At 33.2% G+C, this 17,229-nt stretch carries 21 protein-coding genes; 11 read left to right on the top strand and 10 right to left on the bottom strand.

All coding sequences use genetic code 11. The annotated features are described in order from the left end of the window. Window positions 1-284: 284 nt before the first annotated feature. The 4 genes from AC4BB2_RS05110 to AC4BB2_RS05095 form a co-directional block, all read right to left on the bottom strand. A complete protein-coding gene (locus AC4BB2_RS05110; RefSeq protein WP_490474352.1) occupies window positions 285-629 on the bottom strand; it encodes a zinc ribbon domain-containing protein YjdM in 345 nt (114 codons plus the stop codon). Between the two features lie 105 nt (window positions 630-734). Beyond that, a complete protein-coding gene (locus AC4BB2_RS05105; protein WP_490474351.1) occupies window positions 735-1,577 on the bottom strand; it encodes a histidine phosphatase family protein in 843 nt (280 codons plus the stop codon). Between the two features lie 194 nt (window positions 1,578-1,771). Continuing rightward, window positions 1,772-2,722: a DHH family phosphoesterase gene (locus AC4BB2_RS05100; protein ID WP_490474350.1), complete on the bottom strand. Its 951-nt coding sequence runs from the start codon at window positions 2,720-2,722 to the stop codon at window positions 1,772-1,774. Between the two features lie 13 nt (window positions 2,723-2,735). After that, window positions 2,736-4,058 carry a DRTGG domain-containing protein gene (locus AC4BB2_RS05095; RefSeq protein ID WP_490474349.1) on the bottom strand — a complete coding sequence of 441 codons (1,323 nt, stop codon included), beginning with the start codon at window positions 4,056-4,058 and terminating at the stop codon, window positions 2,736-2,738. Window positions 4,059-4,487: 429 nt separating this feature from the next. Between AC4BB2_RS05095 and AC4BB2_RS05090 the strand changes: the two genes are divergently transcribed. After that, window positions 4,488-5,930, top strand: coding sequence for an MFS transporter (locus AC4BB2_RS05090; protein ID WP_490474348.1), 1,443 nt, complete (start codon window positions 4,488-4,490; stop codon window positions 5,928-5,930). A gap of 80 nt (window positions 5,931-6,010) precedes the next feature. Here AC4BB2_RS05090 and AC4BB2_RS05085 read toward each other — a convergent pair whose 3' ends face one another. Both AC4BB2_RS05085 and AC4BB2_RS05080 read right to left on the bottom strand, forming a co-directional pair. After that, complete coding sequence (locus AC4BB2_RS05085) at window positions 6,011-6,394, bottom strand: phage holin family protein (protein WP_490474667.1); 384 nt, start codon at window positions 6,392-6,394, stop codon at window positions 6,011-6,013. A gap of 180 nt (window positions 6,395-6,574) precedes the next feature. Then, window positions 6,575-6,997: an ArpU family phage packaging/lysis transcriptional regulator gene (locus AC4BB2_RS05080; RefSeq protein WP_490474347.1), complete on the bottom strand. Its 423-nt coding sequence runs from the start codon at window positions 6,995-6,997 to the stop codon at window positions 6,575-6,577. Between the two features lie 403 nt (window positions 6,998-7,400). Between AC4BB2_RS05080 and AC4BB2_RS05075 the strand changes: the two genes are divergently transcribed. The 3 genes from AC4BB2_RS05075 (at window position 7,401) to AC4BB2_RS05065 (ending at window position 9,167) form a co-directional block, all read left to right on the top strand. Further along, on the top strand, window positions 7,401-7,778 hold the full coding sequence (locus AC4BB2_RS05075; protein ID WP_490474346.1) for a helix-turn-helix domain-containing protein: 378 nt from the start codon (window positions 7,401-7,403) through the stop codon (window positions 7,776-7,778). 4 nt (window positions 7,779-7,782) lie between these two features. Further along, entirely contained in the window at window positions 7,783-8,460 is a 678-nt protein-coding gene (locus AC4BB2_RS05070; protein ID WP_490474345.1) for an ImmA/IrrE family metallo-endopeptidase, read from the top strand. 290 nt (window positions 8,461-8,750) lie between these two features. After that, window positions 8,751-9,167, top strand: a complete 417-nt coding sequence (locus AC4BB2_RS05065) for an immunoglobulin-like domain-containing protein (protein WP_490474344.1) — start codon at window positions 8,751-8,753, stop codon at window positions 9,165-9,167. Between the two features lie 41 nt (window positions 9,168-9,208). Here AC4BB2_RS05065 and AC4BB2_RS05060 read toward each other — a convergent pair whose 3' ends face one another. Next, the gene (locus AC4BB2_RS05060) at window positions 9,209-9,622 is read right to left on the bottom strand and encodes a trypsin-like peptidase domain-containing protein (protein ID WP_490474343.1); all 414 of its coding nucleotides are present in this window, start codon (window positions 9,620-9,622) and stop codon (window positions 9,209-9,211) included. A gap of 25 nt (window positions 9,623-9,647) precedes the next feature. On the opposite strand from AC4BB2_RS05060, the gene AC4BB2_RS05055 reads away from it, so the two are divergent. From AC4BB2_RS05055 to AC4BB2_RS05045, 3 genes are all read left to right on the top strand, one after another. Next, window positions 9,648-9,836 carry a hypothetical protein gene (locus AC4BB2_RS05055; protein WP_490474342.1) on the top strand — a complete coding sequence of 63 codons (189 nt, stop codon included), beginning with the start codon at window positions 9,648-9,650 and terminating at the stop codon, window positions 9,834-9,836. A 670-nt stretch (window positions 9,837-10,506) separates the two neighbouring features. Further along, on the top strand, window positions 10,507-10,668 hold the full coding sequence (locus AC4BB2_RS05050) for a hypothetical protein (protein WP_490474341.1): 162 nt from the start codon (window positions 10,507-10,509) through the stop codon (window positions 10,666-10,668). A gap of 42 nt (window positions 10,669-10,710) precedes the next feature. Then, window positions 10,711-11,334, top strand: a complete 624-nt coding sequence (locus tag AC4BB2_RS05045) for a DUF6037 family protein (RefSeq protein ID WP_490474340.1) — start codon at window positions 10,711-10,713, stop codon at window positions 11,332-11,334. 55 nt (window positions 11,335-11,389) lie between these two features. On the opposite strand, the gene AC4BB2_RS05040 is transcribed toward AC4BB2_RS05045, so the two are convergent. From AC4BB2_RS05040 to AC4BB2_RS05030, 3 genes are all read right to left on the bottom strand, one after another. Further along, on the bottom strand, window positions 11,390-11,776 hold the full coding sequence (locus AC4BB2_RS05040) for a CCDC90 family protein (RefSeq protein ID WP_490474339.1): 387 nt from the start codon (window positions 11,774-11,776) through the stop codon (window positions 11,390-11,392). Further along, window positions 11,766-12,335 (bottom strand): hypothetical protein, encoded by a 570-nt coding sequence (locus AC4BB2_RS05035; protein ID WP_490474338.1) that lies wholly within the window; start codon window positions 12,333-12,335, stop codon window positions 11,766-11,768. Before AC4BB2_RS05035 ends, AC4BB2_RS05040 begins: the two co-directional genes overlap by 11 nt. Before the next feature lie 111 nt (window positions 12,336-12,446). Further along, on the bottom strand, window positions 12,447-13,184 hold the full coding sequence (locus AC4BB2_RS05030) for a DNA/RNA non-specific endonuclease (protein WP_490474337.1): 738 nt from the start codon (window positions 13,182-13,184) through the stop codon (window positions 12,447-12,449). A gap of 227 nt (window positions 13,185-13,411) precedes the next feature. Between AC4BB2_RS05030 and AC4BB2_RS05025 the strand changes: the two genes are divergently transcribed. The 4 genes from AC4BB2_RS05025 to AC4BB2_RS05010 all read left to right on the top strand — a co-directional run bounded on the left by AC4BB2_RS05025 (window position 13,412) and on the right by AC4BB2_RS05010 (window position 17,214). Continuing rightward, window positions 13,412-13,864 (top strand): YqxI family protein, encoded by a 453-nt coding sequence (locus tag AC4BB2_RS05025; RefSeq protein ID WP_490474336.1) that lies wholly within the window; start codon window positions 13,412-13,414, stop codon window positions 13,862-13,864. 25 nt (window positions 13,865-13,889) lie between these two features. Beyond that, complete coding sequence (locus tag AC4BB2_RS05020) at window positions 13,890-14,219, top strand: hypothetical protein (RefSeq protein ID WP_490474335.1); 330 nt, start codon at window positions 13,890-13,892, stop codon at window positions 14,217-14,219. 1,194 nt (window positions 14,220-15,413) lie between these two features. Continuing rightward, window positions 15,414-16,544, top strand: coding sequence for a baeRF6 domain-containing protein (locus tag AC4BB2_RS05015; protein WP_490474334.1), 1,131 nt, complete (start codon window positions 15,414-15,416; stop codon window positions 16,542-16,544). Window positions 16,545-17,013: 469 nt separating this feature from the next. Next, window positions 17,014-17,214 (top strand): cold-shock protein, encoded by a 201-nt coding sequence (locus tag AC4BB2_RS05010; protein WP_069698145.1) that lies wholly within the window; start codon window positions 17,014-17,016, stop codon window positions 17,212-17,214. The last annotated feature ends 15 nt before the right edge of the window (window positions 17,215-17,229 follow it).

The following is a 17,229-nucleotide window of genomic DNA, read 5'->3' as shown; positions in this document are numbered from 1 at the left end:
TTGATTTTCTGTTTTTTTCTCTCTTTTTATTGTATTGATTGTTTACTTGCTTAAAGACAAAAAAAACCGTCAGCTTTGTCAAGGCACGGTCATTCTTAAAAATACTTTAATCGAGCTACCGTCTTAAACGAAGCTATCAGAAGAGTATATATCTTCTTTACTATTTTATTGTAGCACGAAAACCAATCACATAATATTGAGATTACTCATTTTTCCAAAAAAAGAGTGCCAGATTTTTACATCTAACACTCCAGAAAGTATACTAGCCAATAATTAGCCTATTTCTAATTTTTCTTAACAAACTCAGATTTCAATTTCATTGGACCAAATCCATCAACCTTACAATCAATGTTATGTCCATCAGCAGCATCTACTACTAAACGAATTCCTTTAACTTTTGTTCCTTGCTTGATTGCACCACTGGCACCTTTGACTTTTAGATCCTTTATAACAGTCACATTATCGCCATCAGCCAAAACATTCCCATTGGAATCTTTGATAACTGTTGCTGTCTCTTTTTCTGCATCTGCAGGTGACCATTCATGTCCGCATTCTGGACAAATCATCATGCCTCGATCCTCATAAGTGTACGTTGAGCCGCATTGTGGGCAACTTGGTAAATTTTCCATTTAAGTTCTCCTTTAAAATGTTGTCACTTCATTCTATCGTACTTCCACATGAAAGGAAAGCCCCATTTTATAAGGGAATTCTCTGGAAAAATTTAAAATTACTACTTACTTCATTTTTCCTTTTTCTACATAAGAAAGATCATTAACGCTATCAACTGTATATTTACCATCTTTATAAGTTACTTTTGAAACACTAGCATTCTTCAAACCACCGTCCGGCAAATCTGCATTTGCATCTAATTCACCTAATAATGTAATAATACTCATCCCATGGGAAACAACTAAAACATTACTTGCTCCTTCTTTTTCAGCATCTTTTACGATATCATTTAAACTTGCCTTTAAACGAGCAACAATCGTTTTACTATCTTCAGCTGGCCAATTTACACCGGCCTCAACATTTTTCTTATCCATACCAGATAAAATATCGGCAAACTCAATGATTCCTTTATAAAAACCAACCTCTTTCATCCAATCGTTGTATTCTTCATAGGTCTGGCCTTTTTCTTTTGCAACAGCTGTGAGCATTTCTTCGTTCATTAAACCTTCATATGTGCCAAAATTATATTCTCTCAAACGCTTATCTTTTGTCATTTCTTTTGTTAATTTTTCTTGTCCATTATTTTTCAATACTAACTCCGCAGTCTCAATTGCTCGTCCACTATCACTTGTTACTACTTTATCAAAAGCAACATCAGATAAACCTTTGCCTAATTGTTCAGCAACTTCAATTCCAGCAGGCGTCAGAGGTGCATCAATCCATCCTTGAGACCGATCAACCGTATTCAGCATGGTCTTGCCATGACGGGCAAGATAAATCACTACTTCAGTATTCTCTTTCTCTTTTGTATCAGCTTTTTTCTCTTCCTTTGCAGCACCATTACTACTGCACCCAGCTAAAACCATTGATAACAACGCAATACCAACAAACATTTTTTTCAATTTCATCCTTCTATCTCCTTTTTCTCTTTTTTTGTTAACTAGTGGAAAAATGAGTCAAATTTCAAAAAAGAAAAACCCAACTATGCCAAATAAATCTACTTGGCATAATCAGGTTTAGCTTGTATTGAAACAATCACTATCCACTATTTAACTAATTTTAGTATAATAGAAGTACAAAAAAATGTAAATGCTTTCATTACCTATTTTTTATATTCTTTACATAGTTCTTGAATTTCTTTATAAATTTCAGCAACTTCTTCTAAATTTTTCGCATTGGCACCACTAGCTAAAGGATGCCCACCGCCATGATGTTTTTTTGCTAACTCATTAATTATCGGACCTTTTGAGCGTAACCTTACTCGGTAATACCCTTCAGGCTGCTGAACAAAAATTCCCCAAGACAAGACTTCATCGATTACTCCGGGAAGTGAAACGATTGATGCTGTTTCAGAATCTACAATGCCATACTCATCGAGTAAGGATTGAGGCAATATGACTTTAGCTGCACCGTAGGCATCAACCTCAATATTTTGATAGACATATCCAGCAAGTTTTGCCACATTCATAGGAATTTGTTCCAATTCACGATTCAATTCTGCTGTATTAAAGTCATAAGTCATCAATTCAGCTGCTACTTCTAATGTATGGGGTGTTGTTGCTGGATATAAAAATCTTCCTGTATCACCGATAATTCCTGCATATAATAAGCGAGCTGCTTTATTATTCATAACTAATTCTTCTTGATTAAGATGATAAAAATCAGCGATAATCTCACTACAACTACTTGCTTTTGTATTGACCCATACCAAATCACCGTATGGTTCATCATTTGGATGATGATCGATTTTGATCAATTTATCCCCTAATTTATAACGATCATCACTGATTCTAGGTGAGTTAGCTGTATCAGTTACGATAACTAAAGCATTTTTATAACAATCATCCGTGATGTCATCCATGTCTGCTAAAAATTCTAAGCCTTCAACGGGTCCGCCAACTTGATAAATTTGTTTCTCTGGAAAGCTCTCTCGAAGTATTTCTGCCAAACCAACCTGTGAACCGATTGCATCAGGATCCGGCCGTTGATGGCGATGAATAATAATTGTTTGATATGCTTTTATAGTCGTTAAAATCTCTTTTACAATATCCATGTTTTACTGCCTCCTATGTCCGCTCCATTACTTGACAAACAACGATTGCTTTAGCAACAAGAGCGTTCTCTAAATATACTTCAATATCCAATTTAGCCGAACGACGTCCGATTTCTAAGATTCTTGGTCGAATATCCAATTCACTTTCTAACTGGATTAGACGTAGATAATGCAAACTCATTTGTTCGATTAAAACATTTCTCCTTTGATTTGTTATCATCGTCCGCTGTGTCACGTTTGCGATAATTTCACTTAACACACCAAAAGAAATCGTTCCTACACTATTGACCATTTGAGGAGCAACAGAAAATTTAAAATGTGGCTCTCCAGCTTTAGAACCTTCTTCCACCGGCATCACTTCACCTGAAATTTGATCTGAGATTGTATCTGCGATTTGTGGCTGACGTTGTACTAGTTGCATGGCTTTCATCACGTCTTGTCTAGAAACAAAACCAACTAAAGACAAGTCATCTTCAACAACCGGCATTACTTCTAGGCCATCCCAAATCATTTGATGGCTAACACTAGCCACACTCATCATTTTTTTTACGACAATGGGATCTTTGGTCATGACTTTATCCATAGTTAATGTTTCAGATTTTCCTAAAACATCCTTTGCAGTGATGATCCCAACGAGACGCAGGCTTTTATTCACTACTGGAAAACGTGAATGCTGGGTCTTTTCAGAAAGTTCTTGATAATCAGCAATCGTATTGGTAGAAAATAGATAATTTGTCTTCTCTAAATTCGTATAAATATCGCTAACTAGCATAATATCTTTTTTAATTAATTGGTCACTCAATGCTCGATTAATCATCGTGGCTACCGTAAAAGTATCATAAGTCGTTCTTAATACAGGCATCCCCAATTTATCTGCTAATTCAGCCGTTTCACTGTCTGTATCAAATCCACCAGTAATCAAAACTGCTGCTCCATTTTCTAGTGCTAATTTTTGAACCCCTTGACGATTTCCGACGATCATCAATGAGCCTGGTGTAATATATCTTGTCATAGCTTTTTCAGTCATAGCACCTATAACAAACTTATTTAAGACCTTGTCTAAACCAGCCGAACCGCCTAAGACATCTCCTTCAATGATTCGAACGACTTCACCAAATGTCAATTTTTCGATATGTTTTTTTAATTTCCGTTCAATTCTGATTGTCCCAACTCGTTGAATCGTCGAAACTAATCCGATATTCTCAGCATCCTTAATTGCCCGGTACGCAGTTCCTTCGCTGACACCAAGATTTTTTGCGATACTTCGAACAGAAATACGATCACCAATCGGCAATCCTTCAATATATTTTAATATTTGATCATGTTTTGTAGCCATAATATCCTCCTTAATTTATGAGTGTAACGAAATCGTCCAGTATTGAATGGAAAATTGGTTTGTTTAACTAGATTTAAAATCTACGTACTTAAGCAACTATACATTTGTCCTAACAGCATTCGTGACTATTCACAAAAACATAATCTTCTGTTTTAATTCATCATAAATCAATAATGAAACAGCTTTAGCTTCCTTATTGATTGACTTCACTTAAAAAGTATAACAAAAAATCTTACATTTTAGTACAGTTATTCTTTTTTTATTGTAACAGAAGTTAAAAATAAACAAGCGTAGTTCCATTTTCGATTTACTATCAGGAGCTTAAATTTCTGGAATTTAATCATTTTCATTATTTTCTCACTGACATTTTTCTAAAAAAAAGAGTATGATAATAAAGGACTTGTTTACAATTTTTAAGGAGATGGATAAATGGAATCAGTGAGTAGTTTTCAAGATAATAAGGAAGTACAAAAAAATCGCTGGTGGATTTTAGTATCGGTGGCAATGTTTACTTTTATGTCAACATTAGACGCCAGCATCGTTAATATAGCTTTACCGACGATTTCTAAGGATATGAATGTCCCTATGAATCAATCAGAATGGATCGTTTCAATTTACTTAATGATTGTCTGTTCTTGTTTATTACTTTTTGGGAAAATCGGAGATAGTTTTGGTAAGATTAAAGTTTATCGTATTGGAACCATTATTTTCACGATAGGCTCTTTATTATGTGGCTTCAATCATTCGTTGGCTTTCCTTTTATTTGCCCGAATTGTTCAAGGCATTGGTTCAAGTATGACTATGGCTACAAACTCAGGAATTATCACAGAGGTTTTTCCTTTTAAAGAACGTGGTCGAGCGTTAGGATCAATTGGTGCATTTGTTTCTCTTGGTTCAATTGCAGGTCCTGGTATCGGCGGATTGATTCTTTCACACTTCTCATGGCCTTATATTTTCTGGATCAATGTTCCTGTTGGAATTATTACTATTTTAATTTGCGAGAAATTTTTGCCAAAGGATATTATCAAAAGTGGGAAAAAAATTGATACGTTTGGATTTAGTTTATTTGCTCTATTTATTATGACGTTCTTTGGAGCAATCTTTATTGGACAAGAAATGGGATTCAATGCTTTGTTACCAATAGTATTATTTGTTTTATCGTTATTCTCATTCGTTGTTTTTTTAAAAGTAGAAAAACGTGTCAGTCAGCCGTTGATTACATTTTCAATTTTTAAAAACAAGATATTTACGATGAGTTTAATGACAGCTGTTTTAATTTTTGCATCTAACTTTTTCGTCAATGTTGTGATACCTTTTTATTTGCAAAATGCACGTGGGTTACCCGCTAGTAATGCTGGTTTACTGATGATGGTCTTTCCTTTATTGATGGTCGTAGGATCGCCAATTAGTGGCTTTTTAACAGATAAGATTGGCACGAAACTTTTGACCTTCACTGGATTGATTTTATTATCGATTACGTCATTTATGTACATGTTTTTAAATCAGGGAACGCCTCTTTGGTATTATATTTTAGCCACCGGTATTATGGGATTAGGTAATGCTCTATTTCAATCGCCAAACAATACAACCGTTATGAGCAGTGTTTCAAAAGAAGATTTAGGAGTTGCTGGAAGTATGAATTCTCTTGCCCGAAATCTTGGGATGGTTTTAGGAATTGCTTTAGCAACAACGATTCTATATAACTCAATGAGCGCTGCTTACGGTCAGCGGGTGACTACTTATATGACTGAACAACCCGATGTCTTTATTTTTGGGATGAAAATTACTTTCCTAGGTTCCTTTATTTTATGTTTGACTGCTTTAGGACTAACTTTATTTCGTTCATTTAAATCGAAAAAAGAGATACACTAAAAAATGAAACGGATAGCAGATTCGCCTGCTTTCGTTTCATTTTTTTCTTCCATTTAACCCGTTAATAAAATTATTTACTGTTACTTGTCTTCTTTTCCATTCTTGATACTTTTAATAAACTCTTCAAATAATTCCGTTCCGATGCCCATTTTTTTATAATTTTCAAGAATTGATTTTAACTCCATTAGTAGATAACCGACATATAGAACATAGATTAACCCAACACCTGTCCCAGCTGGAATCAAAGGTGCCAATGGGATAAAAAACATCAGCAGCACCATACTTGCTACTTTACGCAAAATACCATTAATACCTACCTTACTTAAAAAATTAATTTCTGGATTGATTTTAGCTGCTAAGCTGCCACTTAAAAAATCAATGATCATCGCTATGCAAATCAATGTCAAAACGTAAATAGCTTTGTGATCTGCATCGACTAAAAAACGATCTAAATACTCAAACATCTTCATAATTACCACCTTTTTTCATTATTAAACTAAATTTATTTTTACTTACAAAGGTAACCGACAGTTCATTTTAAATGTCTTTTCCCATCATATTATTGAACACTTTTTAACTAGCGGTTAAGTACAGTTTACTCGATTACCACTCTATGAAACTGCCGTCTTTCTCCCATAAAAATGTCACATTTCTATCAATAGTTTTCCACTTTCATAAGATTCAGCAAAACGAACCATGGCCTTATCTAACTCTCTATAAAACTTGCTTTCACTCATATGATGTTTCATATAAATAGCAATATTCGTCGTAAAATTGCGATCCATATACTTGTCATATAAAATCTCTCGATCATACACATCTAGTTGATTCATGGCATCTATGATCTTTATTAATTCGACTTCAGCAAGATATTTTCGATCAATGATCTTTTCGCTTTTTTGTAAAAATTGCCCGTCAGTATTTTTCATCTCAAACGTATAAGCAGCAGTTACTTTTGGTGAATGTTTCTCTCCAGCAATTCGTACCAATGAACGATATGTTTTCAGTAAATCATGAACCTTTTTCTTCGTTTTTTTTCGATCAATTTCGGGAAATAATAGCATCATTTATCTTCTCCTTTTTATTTATTTTCTTCTCCAAATATTCTTTTAACGACTCGCTTGTTGATCTCCTAATTCTGCCAAATTTAAATAATAAGTTAGTAGCATGCTTTTGCTTCTTCTTTTACTTATCATTTCCTTCCCCTTTCTTTTTAGTGAATTAGCTAATATATATTAAATCGTTGACTAGAATTAGCATTTACGCTATCATATAAGTATAGTTAAATAAGCTCTATTCTATTTACGTACTTTCAAATTTTAGAAAATAAGTGATAGAATGGCTTTTGATAACTATTTACTGATAAATTAGCTTATAAGAACATTTTAATAGCTTAAAAGCTAATTGTCAACTAAAAATAGCTTAAAAGCTAAAATTTTTCTCATTTAAGCTTATGAAAGGTTGAAAAACATGAGTTTAACTTACAGAATCAAAGAGCTGGCTGATAAGAATAAGGTTACTTTTGCTGAGATCGAACGAAATGTAGGCATCTCTAATGGACAAATCCGTCGCTGGGATACTTCTTCTCCAAAAATAGAAAATATCCAAAAAGTAGCTGATTATTTTGATGTTTCTACTGACTATTTATTAGGAAGATCAAAAAATTCTTTTATTGAAGAAACTGCTCAAGAAGAAAATCTTTCTTCTCAAATCATGTTTCGGATGAATACTGATGGTTTATCAGAAGATGAAGTAGATGAATTGAAAGATGAAGTGGATCGTTTTCTTCGTTTCAGAAGATCTGAAATCGAGCGTGAACGTGAATTAAAACAAGACGACAAGGCGTGATTGGATGACAGAGCAAATTGATGAATATCTTAGTTTTTCAGACAAAATAAACGATTATATCTCGGCGATAATGGTCGCAAATAATATCGGTTATGAAAATTACGACTGTTCATATCTTTGGGATTTCGTAAAATCTAAGGGAGTTTCAATGCGCAGTTTCCCATTCGATGGCGTAGCAAGAGATCGTATTTCTGGTATGATCGTTAAGGACTCTTTAGAGACAACAATTGGCTATAATCAAAATATGAGTGAAAAAAGAAAAAACTTTACCATCAGTCATGAAATTACTCACTATTTATTTCACATGACTGAAAATAATAGTATCTTTACTGATACCGATCGTAGTTTGCACTATTCTTATAATGAGGAACTTCATGAATTCCAAGCTAACATCGGTGCATCTGCGATTCTGATTCCTGATGTCGTTTTGTTTCGTTTTTTAAAAGAGGGGTGGAACTTAGCTCAACTTTCTAATCATTTTAAGATATCGGAGAGTGCTCTTTATATTCGCTTGATTCATACGATGCAGGCTAATTTTGGTGTTTCTTATATTGCGGCGAAGACTAATGCGGATGCTATTCGGTATAAATTTGCTGGAAAAGGACAACACTCTGCGGTTGAACTTGGGACAAACTTAGAAGCACGACTGTTTCGAACGAATCGTTTTATTGAAGCGTTGTGATTTTAGTAGTGTAAACAATGAATAATTTTTGAATAAAAAATGGCGTACATTAAGCAATGTGTTCCATTTTTTTATTTTTCTGCAATTAAAGATATTAATTGCTTAATCCACAAACAAGAACTAGTTAGCTTTAACTTATTCTTGTTCTTGGATAGTGTAAAATTTAAAATTGCAACACTCAGGGATTATAATGATGACTCGCAGTTTTTTGTCCTGTATTTTATTCATTAATTCTATTTTTAATGATATAATGTTTAGTATAAAATAAAAATCTAGAAAGGGAAATTATATTGAGAAAAATCATAATTCTTGGTTTGGCCATTCTCTTCTTTGGTGGTTGTTCAACTGCCGAAAACTCAAAGAAGGAAGCGTCTGTTAAAAAAAAATTGGCAATTATAAACAGTGAGGTTCATACTGATAAAGTAATTGTGACTATAAAAAACAACACTGATAGAAGTCTATTCTATGATTCCCCCAAAGATAGACTAGAAATAAATGAAAAAGGTGAATGGAAAAACCTTACGTTAGGATTCACTGACATCGGAATGAATATAGAAATACCTAGTGGGAATTCCGAAAAAACTAATTTTAATTTATCTGGATACTCATTAGAAAAAGGGAAACAATACAGAATTGTCTATCTATTCAATAAAGATAAGTATGATGAAACAGATACAGTAGAAGCTTATTTTGAATTTAAATTATAAATATAGCCGACCATTCTAATTAGGGTCGGCTGTTTTATTTATTAATTAATAATATTATTATATGCTGCCTGATCCATTTTTTTAAATACTGAATGCGTTACATTGTTTGGATAGACTCTGCCAACATAAATACCTATCACTCTTCCTGAGTTGTCAAAAAGAGGGCCTCCACTCATTCCTCCATAAGTAACTCCTAGTTCCGCTTGATATACCCAATCAAACCAATCACTTCTTAATGAACTAGTTTTTACATTTTGAGTTGACTTAGTTAAATATCTATTTCCAGATGAAAAACCAAAAGCACTTACGTTATTAATAGTTTTTGGCGCACTATTATTCATGGCTACATTTGGCGGTGTAGTTCCGGATGATCTGCTTACAGTCATCGATCCAAAATCAGATCTAAATGCTGTAATAAAATTTGGTGCACTTATATAATCGTTATTAGAAACCACCTTAAATACACGGACGGTGTTGATTATGTCAGACAAACCAGATTTAAATGATACTTACTTTTTAAAATATGCTGACCATGGCATGAAAAAATGGATGACCGCTTTCGCCTTGGGCGAGTTAACTGCAGCAATCAATAAAGGTAAAGCTGAGGCGTTAAAAGATATCCCTCGCTTACCTCAACAGGATTTAAGTTATATAGAGCGTTGCCTTTGAGCGATCAATCAAACAAAATAAAGTCTTATAGATACAACTCAACAGCAAGGATCATCTAGGACGAGTTAAAGATCATGTTATTGGCACATTTCGAGGTTTTGCCGATTTAAACACTGCTGTAGTAAACTCAACCGATGGCACCAAGCAATATGATCAATATATTGATTTCAATGACATACGCCATATAATAGTACATAACTTTACTAAGTGGTCGAACAAGCATGATGATCCATACAGTGGTATTGATTTAGAAATATCACAAGATATCAACGAATTTTGCGCTGAATACTTTGACGACGGAGATTTTTCAGAATAAGGAAGGTGATTAGATTGGATAAAAATAGTTATGTGGGTATAATTGACAAGATAAGAGTGATCAAGATGTTTCCAGAGACAATGGTTAGATTTACTCTGCACACTCCTTCTCATGACGTGAATTGCTTGATTAGCAAAAAAGAACTAGCCACCCTAATTTTATTTTTAGATGAAAATAAGTATGAAGTATCAATACACGGTCACTACAATAGAAGGAATCAGTTGGTTATAGAAAAGTTTTTTCGTTCACAATCCTGATAGTTTCATCCGAGAATTTGTCTTAAAACCATTAAAATCAATTGCTTAAAATAATTCTCTCCCCTCCTTGCGTATATTATCGTAAGGGGGTTTTTATATGGATCAAATAATTATATTGGATGGTAATGTTGTAGGATTAGTTAGCGATAGTGGTGCGGCTCGTTGGGAGTTCGAGAGTTTAGAGGATGCTTTAGAGTTGTATGGGTTGCTGGTGTTGAGTATCGAAATTGAAATTAAGATTGAAATTAGTCGAATATAGTTTATAATTAGATTACTAAAAACAACTCGAGGTGAATAAATTATGAGCTTCAATTTTTCTAAACAAATTCCCGAATTAAAAACTTTGCTAATCGAAATGAGACGAATTGGAATCACTATCGGGAGCTTTGAGCACAAATATAATAACATTGAATCGTCCGTTATATTTGATACAAGACCAACCGATTCTTGGAAATTAATATTCATCCAAAAGATAGAAGGTACTACCTTAGAATTACCAATTTTGAAAGGATTCCGATTCACTATTAATAGTGATGAAAAATATTGGGAGTTTATTAATTATTTCAATGTTGGTGGACGACGCGGAGAATTTAGTTTAAACGATTTTATCACTGATTTATGCAGCCAAGTTCCACTAAAATATGTAATTACAGATAATTCTAGAAAAGCAATCTTAAAATATGATAAATTAGATAGTAAAGGCGAAGGTATTTATCCTATTGCCATTAAGAATTGGCATAAAATTCACGCTGAAAACCCCAGTATTCCAAGTGACAAATTCCATAGATCACCTGAAAATTTGGCAAAAACAAAAGAACTTTATCCCAACATTTATCAAGTTACAAAGTCATATGATATCACTATAGTGTATGGAATCAATCCTAATACCAAAACAAATAGTATCATCGCGAACCCTATTCCTTAGTTGAAATAGGGTTTTATAGCGAAAAAATACCGACCGGTTAGGGTCGATATTTTCGCTATCCTATAAATAATTTTAAAGCCCCGATCATCACACTAGCCAGAGCTAGGGCGGTTCCTATTGTCCACTTAATATTAGCACTTTTTTGTTTAGATATTTCATCTTTAAATTCGGTAATACTTTTATCTATTTTATGATCAATATTAGACAGCTCTACCTTTAGATTAGCTTCAGTAGAATCAATCTTCCTTTCAATAGATTCCTTTGTCATATTTAATTCTCTATGAGTAACATAGTCTCCGCTTCCCATACCTCCACCGCCTCCATCTCTAGATGTATCTACTTTAGTACAATTTCCATCCTCAAGACTCCCGTTAATCTCCCGATTATGAAAATTTTTATTATTCTTCAAATAATAAATTCCATCTATCTGCTCATTTTCCATCTATCTCATACTCCGTTATAATTGGTATTTTGGTATCGAGAATAACATTAGATAAATGGAAAAAGTTCCGATCAAGGTCTTCAACATCATCTACTTTTTCTCTGCTAAAAAAAGCTCTTACTGATAAATATGTATCAGTAAAATTATATTCTTTACTATACCCCTCGCCTTCCCATGTACCTTCAACTGGTTTTAACTCATCATTCAGTTTAATTAATCTTGAAGCTAACTTTATTTTATTATGCGAACTAGGATTTTCAGCAAAGGTTTTGATAGGGGCATCTAAATTTTCAATTACTCTGTAACCTTGTCCAGATCTATTGGTTTCGTAGATGCAATAGTTAATCCATTTAGCATCTTCGCTACAAACATTTTTAATATAGTCTACGCCTACAAAAGTAGATTCAATTTCTAAAAAACGGCTGCATTTCTTTTTAATACGAATTACATCCTCAATCTCACTCTTATCATAAGTATGAGTTTCCTCATTAATTGGAGTAACAACTTCATATATAGCGAATTGTACCAAACTTGGTTTGTTTCTAACAAACATTTCCATTTAACTTGTCTCCTTATTTAACAAATATTATGTTAAATAAAGTATACCAAAAATGAAGTAATATGTGAATCGTAAAAAATTATGTACAATACCTCTCGAGCAAGATAAAAACTAAGGATTTACATTCTGTATTGTCTCCACGGCTTGTGTACTATCAATCGTATAATCAATATCAAACGATGTAGGACGTGCATTATCTTCGTAATTAAGCGTAACTTTTAATTTTACTTGCTGACCTTTAACCACTGTATCAGCCCACTTATTCTCGAGTTTTTTATAACTACTTAGATTGACGTAACTTGCCTGAGATACTAAATTATCCAGTTTAGGCGATCCACCAAAGCGATCGCCTGCTATATGACCCGCATGATCTCCGAACAACTTATCAGGAGTATTTGGATCATGTGGTAGTCTCGCTGTGCGAGTTGTCATGCTCAACTTACCTATATCAACAGCTACTATCAGACCTTTATCGTCCGTCCTGTACTTGTAATCATACTCACCTGTAAAATACTCTACATTTGCCTTTAGTACTTTGTTAGGTATAACCCAATGATCTTCATTAATTACAGGCGGTAATACATCGGTTACGCTTGCGATACCTTGTTGCTTAATTTTAGCTAATGTTTTAGGACCAATCCCTTTGACTTTGACCAAATCATCCAGAGTGTTATATGGTCTGCTGTCAATGATGGCTTGTGCCGTTACTATACCCACTCCTGTGATTTTTGTTAACTCATCAAAAGATGCGGTATTTATATTTACAGTTATATTTGCATTAACTGTAGTTGGCAAAATAAAAATAATGGATACAACCAAAACAACTAATCTTATTTTAATCTTACTCATTTAACTCCCCTTTCAAATTAATATTCCCCCATAATTAAAAATAAATATCAGGTATATACCTTTATGTTACAATTTACAACCATAAAAATCAACCAGCCTTAAAATGAGTTTATGGTGAGTTTTTTTAACAAAATAATTAAAAATATATTTACAACTTTTAGAAATCAATGTATTATATAAAATATCTCAATCGCGATGAGTAAAAAAATGAAAGAAGGTTGATAGTTATGAGATTAAAAAGAATTTTGATTAGTTTGTCAGTGTTTGCTTTATTTAGTTCTATTTTTGCACCAAGTTTCGCTTTTGCAACTAGCACAGTAGCTGAAGAAGTTACAACAGAATTGTTACCCGATCCAAAAGAATCAGATTATTCAAATGGTCCCCAATCCCGTAGCGTTGCAACCGTAATCATCAAAGGTGCTATAAAATTTATTGTTAAGAATAAAACTCTAGCAACAAATGTAGTAAGATCTGTTGCAGGTAAAACCGTTGCTAATAATTTTGCAAAACACTATGCAAAAATTTGCGCAAGCCTTAATCCTTTGTTAAAATGGGCAGATATTCCTTACCAAGCTGTTTATGATGCGGTGTACAGAGCTTTAGTAAACTCTGGCGTAGCTAAAGGTACGGCGTCTCAAATTGCACTAGCTATCAAAGAGGGAATTAGTTGGTTCTTCTAATTTTTAATTAAAAAGGAGATTTAAAATGGATAGAGATAAAGAACAATTATTTTACGATGCACTTTGTGAAATTGCTGATAATGCTGGAGATAGTTTGGAGAATCCTATTTCAGTTAGTTTACTATGTTTAACTCATGGTATCTCCAACGATCAAAAAGGAAAAATTTTCATCGGTTTTAATCAAGTATTAAATAATACCTCTTATGATGATTTAGTTCTAGATTTATTTATACAGAAAACCCATGAAATTGTCCCACAAACTAGTGAATTCGATGAAAAAGTATTTGTTGCACTGGTTAAAGCTTTTTCAATAAATTTAATCCCAGAATTATATCCATTTTCAAAAACTCTTTAAACGCATTTAAGCCCCCACGTTTTATTGTAGGGGCCTTTTTTTAGCCCTGTGCCAATCATGTATTACTGATTTTGATAAAAATATTAGCGGTTATTATCTCATAAATTTTAGCTATACAACTTAATGTTATCATTTTATAACCTCATAATCCTTTCTATCTGTAATGATAATGTACCCTTCCCCAACACCTAACCATTGGAAAATCTATTTCATATTTATGACCGAGATACCTATAACCGCCTTCGTTTTTTAAATAATCCATGACAACTTTAATTCTATCGTATACTTTCTCATAAAAAATGCACTCCATATTAGATTTTTAGTCTAACTTTTTGGGGTGCACTTCAATTTTGGAGTAGGCTATCCTATTTAATAAAAAATTCTCAGTCCAAGTAGTTTCGATCTTTCCATCCTCGAAACAAACTGTGACAAAACGACATTCACCACACGCAACTTTTGTAACTAATCTGTAAAATCTCCATTAGCTATAGTGTAGCTACCGTATGATGATTATTACTGTACCAACATTGAGTAGTCAAGTGCAGATTTTTCGGCGTTATCTGGTTTTATATCAACACTCACCTCTAGAAATGCGTTTGCACAACAAAAATTAGATACGTATACTCACCTACCTAAAAAAACAAAGATACGGAAACTGATGATATGTTTGATCAAATCATTGATAAACTTTAATTTTTTTAACCTCTACTGTGGAAAAAACTATGGGAAATTCAATTTTCGAAAAATAAACACATGAGTATAAAATAACTGTTAAACATAAATAAAAGCCGACATACATAACTTTTAAAGTAACAAAAAAACCACCACGACCGTCGTCTGTGGTGGAAATGAAGGTTGTTATTTACTCTTGGTAGGAGTAAGTATGAAAAACCAATTCGGGATAATTGGCATGAAGACATATTAGCACCCTCACTTTAAAAAAAAATGAATAGCTATTTTATATTTTATAAAAAAACTATGAGGAATTACTCATACTATCACCTATTAAGTTTCGCTTTCTTTTACATTCAGCCAACCCTTATTAGTTCCAACATTTTTATGCCTGTGCTACACTTTTATTAGTAACAAGAAAATGTTTCAATATAACCAGCTTTATGAATTAGCTTCAAAAAATGTCACTATTTCATTGGAATTAAGCAATTCATTCAGCTTTAAACTCGGGAGGAATGTATTATGTTAGATCAAGAAAAAGATAATTTATCCGTTCTAATCTCTGACAAAGTTCAAGGTCCGTTTGTTACATTTATTCTAAACACTCATGTTGCTCATCAAGATGTTGAAAAAGATTCTTTAGCTTTAAAAAATTTTGCTAAAGAGGCTAAAATCCGTTTTGAGAAAAAATACACTGATTTATCTTGGGGACCATTTCAAGAAAAAATCGATGCACTACTTGCTGATGCTTCTTTTTGGCGGAATGCAACAAAAAGTGTCTCCATTATTATTAGCGAAAAAGACATCTTTATCCATCGTTTAAACGTTCCCGTCGAAAATCAATATTATGTCGATGACCGTCCATATCTCTTAGGTATCATCAAAAATAATCAATTTAATTACCGTTACTATTTATTGGCATTAAATCGAGACTCTATGCAACTATACTTAGTTGAAAATAATCGTGTAACATCTGTTTCACTTCCAGAGGATGCCCCACTTGATTTAGTTACTGCTTTAGGTGACGAATTAACAGGCGGTGATATAAATTACTCCATCCAAGGCGGTACAGGTTCTAATGGTTCTTCAAAAGAAGGCATTGCCTACCACGGTGTCAATACAAAAGATGAAGAAGTAAAAATCGACTGGACAAATTACTATCAAGCCGTTGATAATTATTTAAAAGATACGTTTGTCAACTCCGATAAACTTCCTATCCGCCTATATGCTTTACCAGAAAATCAAACATTATTTAAAAAAATAGCAAAAAATCCTTATTTAGATACGTCTGCTTCTTTCTCACTTTCACCTGCCCAAGTCTCTATCAAAGATATTGAAAAAGGTGTTCAAAAGATCAATGAAGAATTGAAAACTATTGAGACTGCAGCTTATAATCAGTTACTAGATAAAAAATTTGCTGATCAACTTGTCGATATCGTGCCGGCATCTGATGAAGGTCGTGTTTCTCATTTATTTATTTCTACAGCTAACTTTGTAAACGAAACAACAGAAATGTCTAACGAAGAATTTGACCGTAGAAAAGTCTTGAATAAAGTCACTGATAAAGTTCTAAAAACTGGTGGAAAAGTCTTTGTTTTAGACCAAAAAGCATCACCCGATGAAAAAACATTAGTAGCTATCCTTCGCTACTAATCAGATAAAATGGACAAGAGCCGTTTGACTATTCCAGTCAAACGGCTCTTTAATTAAGTTAATTAAATATTTTTTTAGCTATAAACCATGTAAAAACTATCTATTAGTAAGGATAACCTTATTCTCATCTAAACAATCTGAACCCTTCCTACTTTCAAATCTATGCAGCTCCAAGGCTGCGCCTTCGGAATAGATTTCTACGACATAACTCTATCATTACTTTCATATCTAACTCTTAATACTTCTATACTATAACAGAAATAAGTTTTTTTTAACAATTAATCTTCATTTCTTAACAAATCTTTATTTTCTAAAGAGATATTACTAGTCAAGACTCTAGAAATATGCTATTATAAGAGAGTAGTTTTTGTTCGGTAATATATGTGTAGCTGTTTCAAATAAACATCTTCCACATTTTCACCTTTCAAGTAATTGCAAATATGTGTATAACACAAGGAGGATTTTTATTATGGAAACAGGTACAGTAAAATGGTTTAACTCAGACAAAGGTTTTGGATTTATCACTGCAGAAAACGGTAACGATGTATTCGTACATTTCTCAGCTATCCAAGGCGACGGATTCAAAACTTTAGAAGAAGGTCAAGCAGTGACTTTCGACGTTGAAGATGGCCAACGTGGTCCTCAAGCTACTAACGTTAACAAAGCGTAATTAACCTTAGTAAAT

This window comes from Enterococcus sp. AAFC-DPL-5146 (assembly GCF_058216635.1).
This window is presented reverse-complemented; position numbering and strand designations above follow the sequence as displayed.

Bases quoted from the DNA above. Each gene is read 5' to 3' on its own strand.
- AC4BB2_RS05110 (WP_490474352.1), bottom strand. From the start codon at position 629: ATGGAAAATTTACCAAGTTGCCCACAATGCGGCTCAACGTACACTTAT.
- AC4BB2_RS05105 (WP_490474351.1), bottom strand. From the start codon at position 1,577: ATGAAATTGAAAAAAATGTTTGTTGGTATTGCGTTGTTATCAATGGTT.
- AC4BB2_RS05100 (WP_490474350.1), bottom strand. From the start codon at position 2,722: ATGGATATTGTAAAAGAGATTTTAACGACTATAAAAGCATATCAAACA.
- AC4BB2_RS05095 (WP_490474349.1), bottom strand. From the start codon at position 4,058: ATGGCTACAAAACATGATCAAATATTAAAATATATTGAAGGATTGCCG.
- AC4BB2_RS05090 (WP_490474348.1), top strand. From the start codon at position 4,488: ATGGAATCAGTGAGTAGTTTTCAAGATAATAAGGAAGTACAAAAAAAT.
- AC4BB2_RS05085 (WP_490474667.1), bottom strand. From the start codon at position 6,394: ATGTTTGAGTATTTAGATCGTTTTTTAGTCGATGCAGATCACAAAGCT.
- AC4BB2_RS05080 (WP_490474347.1), bottom strand. From the start codon at position 6,997: ATGATGCTATTATTTCCCGAAATTGATCGAAAAAAAACGAAGAAAAAG.
- AC4BB2_RS05075 (WP_490474346.1), top strand. From the start codon at position 7,401: ATGAGTTTAACTTACAGAATCAAAGAGCTGGCTGATAAGAATAAGGTT.
- AC4BB2_RS05070 (WP_490474345.1), top strand. From the start codon at position 7,783: ATGACAGAGCAAATTGATGAATATCTTAGTTTTTCAGACAAAATAAAC.
- AC4BB2_RS05055 (WP_490474342.1), top strand. From the start codon at position 9,648: ATGTCAGACAAACCAGATTTAAATGATACTTACTTTTTAAAATATGCT.
- AC4BB2_RS05050 (WP_490474341.1), top strand. From the start codon at position 10,507: ATGGATCAAATAATTATATTGGATGGTAATGTTGTAGGATTAGTTAGC.
- AC4BB2_RS05045 (WP_490474340.1), top strand. From the start codon at position 10,711: ATGAGCTTCAATTTTTCTAAACAAATTCCCGAATTAAAAACTTTGCTA.
- AC4BB2_RS05040 (WP_490474339.1), bottom strand. From the start codon at position 11,776: ATGGAAAATGAGCAGATAGATGGAATTTATTATTTGAAGAATAATAAA.
- AC4BB2_RS05035 (WP_490474338.1), bottom strand. From the start codon at position 12,335: ATGGAAATGTTTGTTAGAAACAAACCAAGTTTGGTACAATTCGCTATA.
- AC4BB2_RS05030 (WP_490474337.1), bottom strand. From the start codon at position 13,184: ATGAGTAAGATTAAAATAAGATTAGTTGTTTTGGTTGTATCCATTATT.
- AC4BB2_RS05025 (WP_490474336.1), top strand. From the start codon at position 13,412: ATGAGATTAAAAAGAATTTTGATTAGTTTGTCAGTGTTTGCTTTATTT.
- AC4BB2_RS05020 (WP_490474335.1), top strand. From the start codon at position 13,890: ATGGATAGAGATAAAGAACAATTATTTTACGATGCACTTTGTGAAATT.
- AC4BB2_RS05015 (WP_490474334.1), top strand. From the start codon at position 15,414: ATGTTAGATCAAGAAAAAGATAATTTATCCGTTCTAATCTCTGACAAA.
- AC4BB2_RS05010 (WP_069698145.1), top strand. From the start codon at position 17,014: ATGGAAACAGGTACAGTAAAATGGTTTAACTCAGACAAAGGTTTTGGA.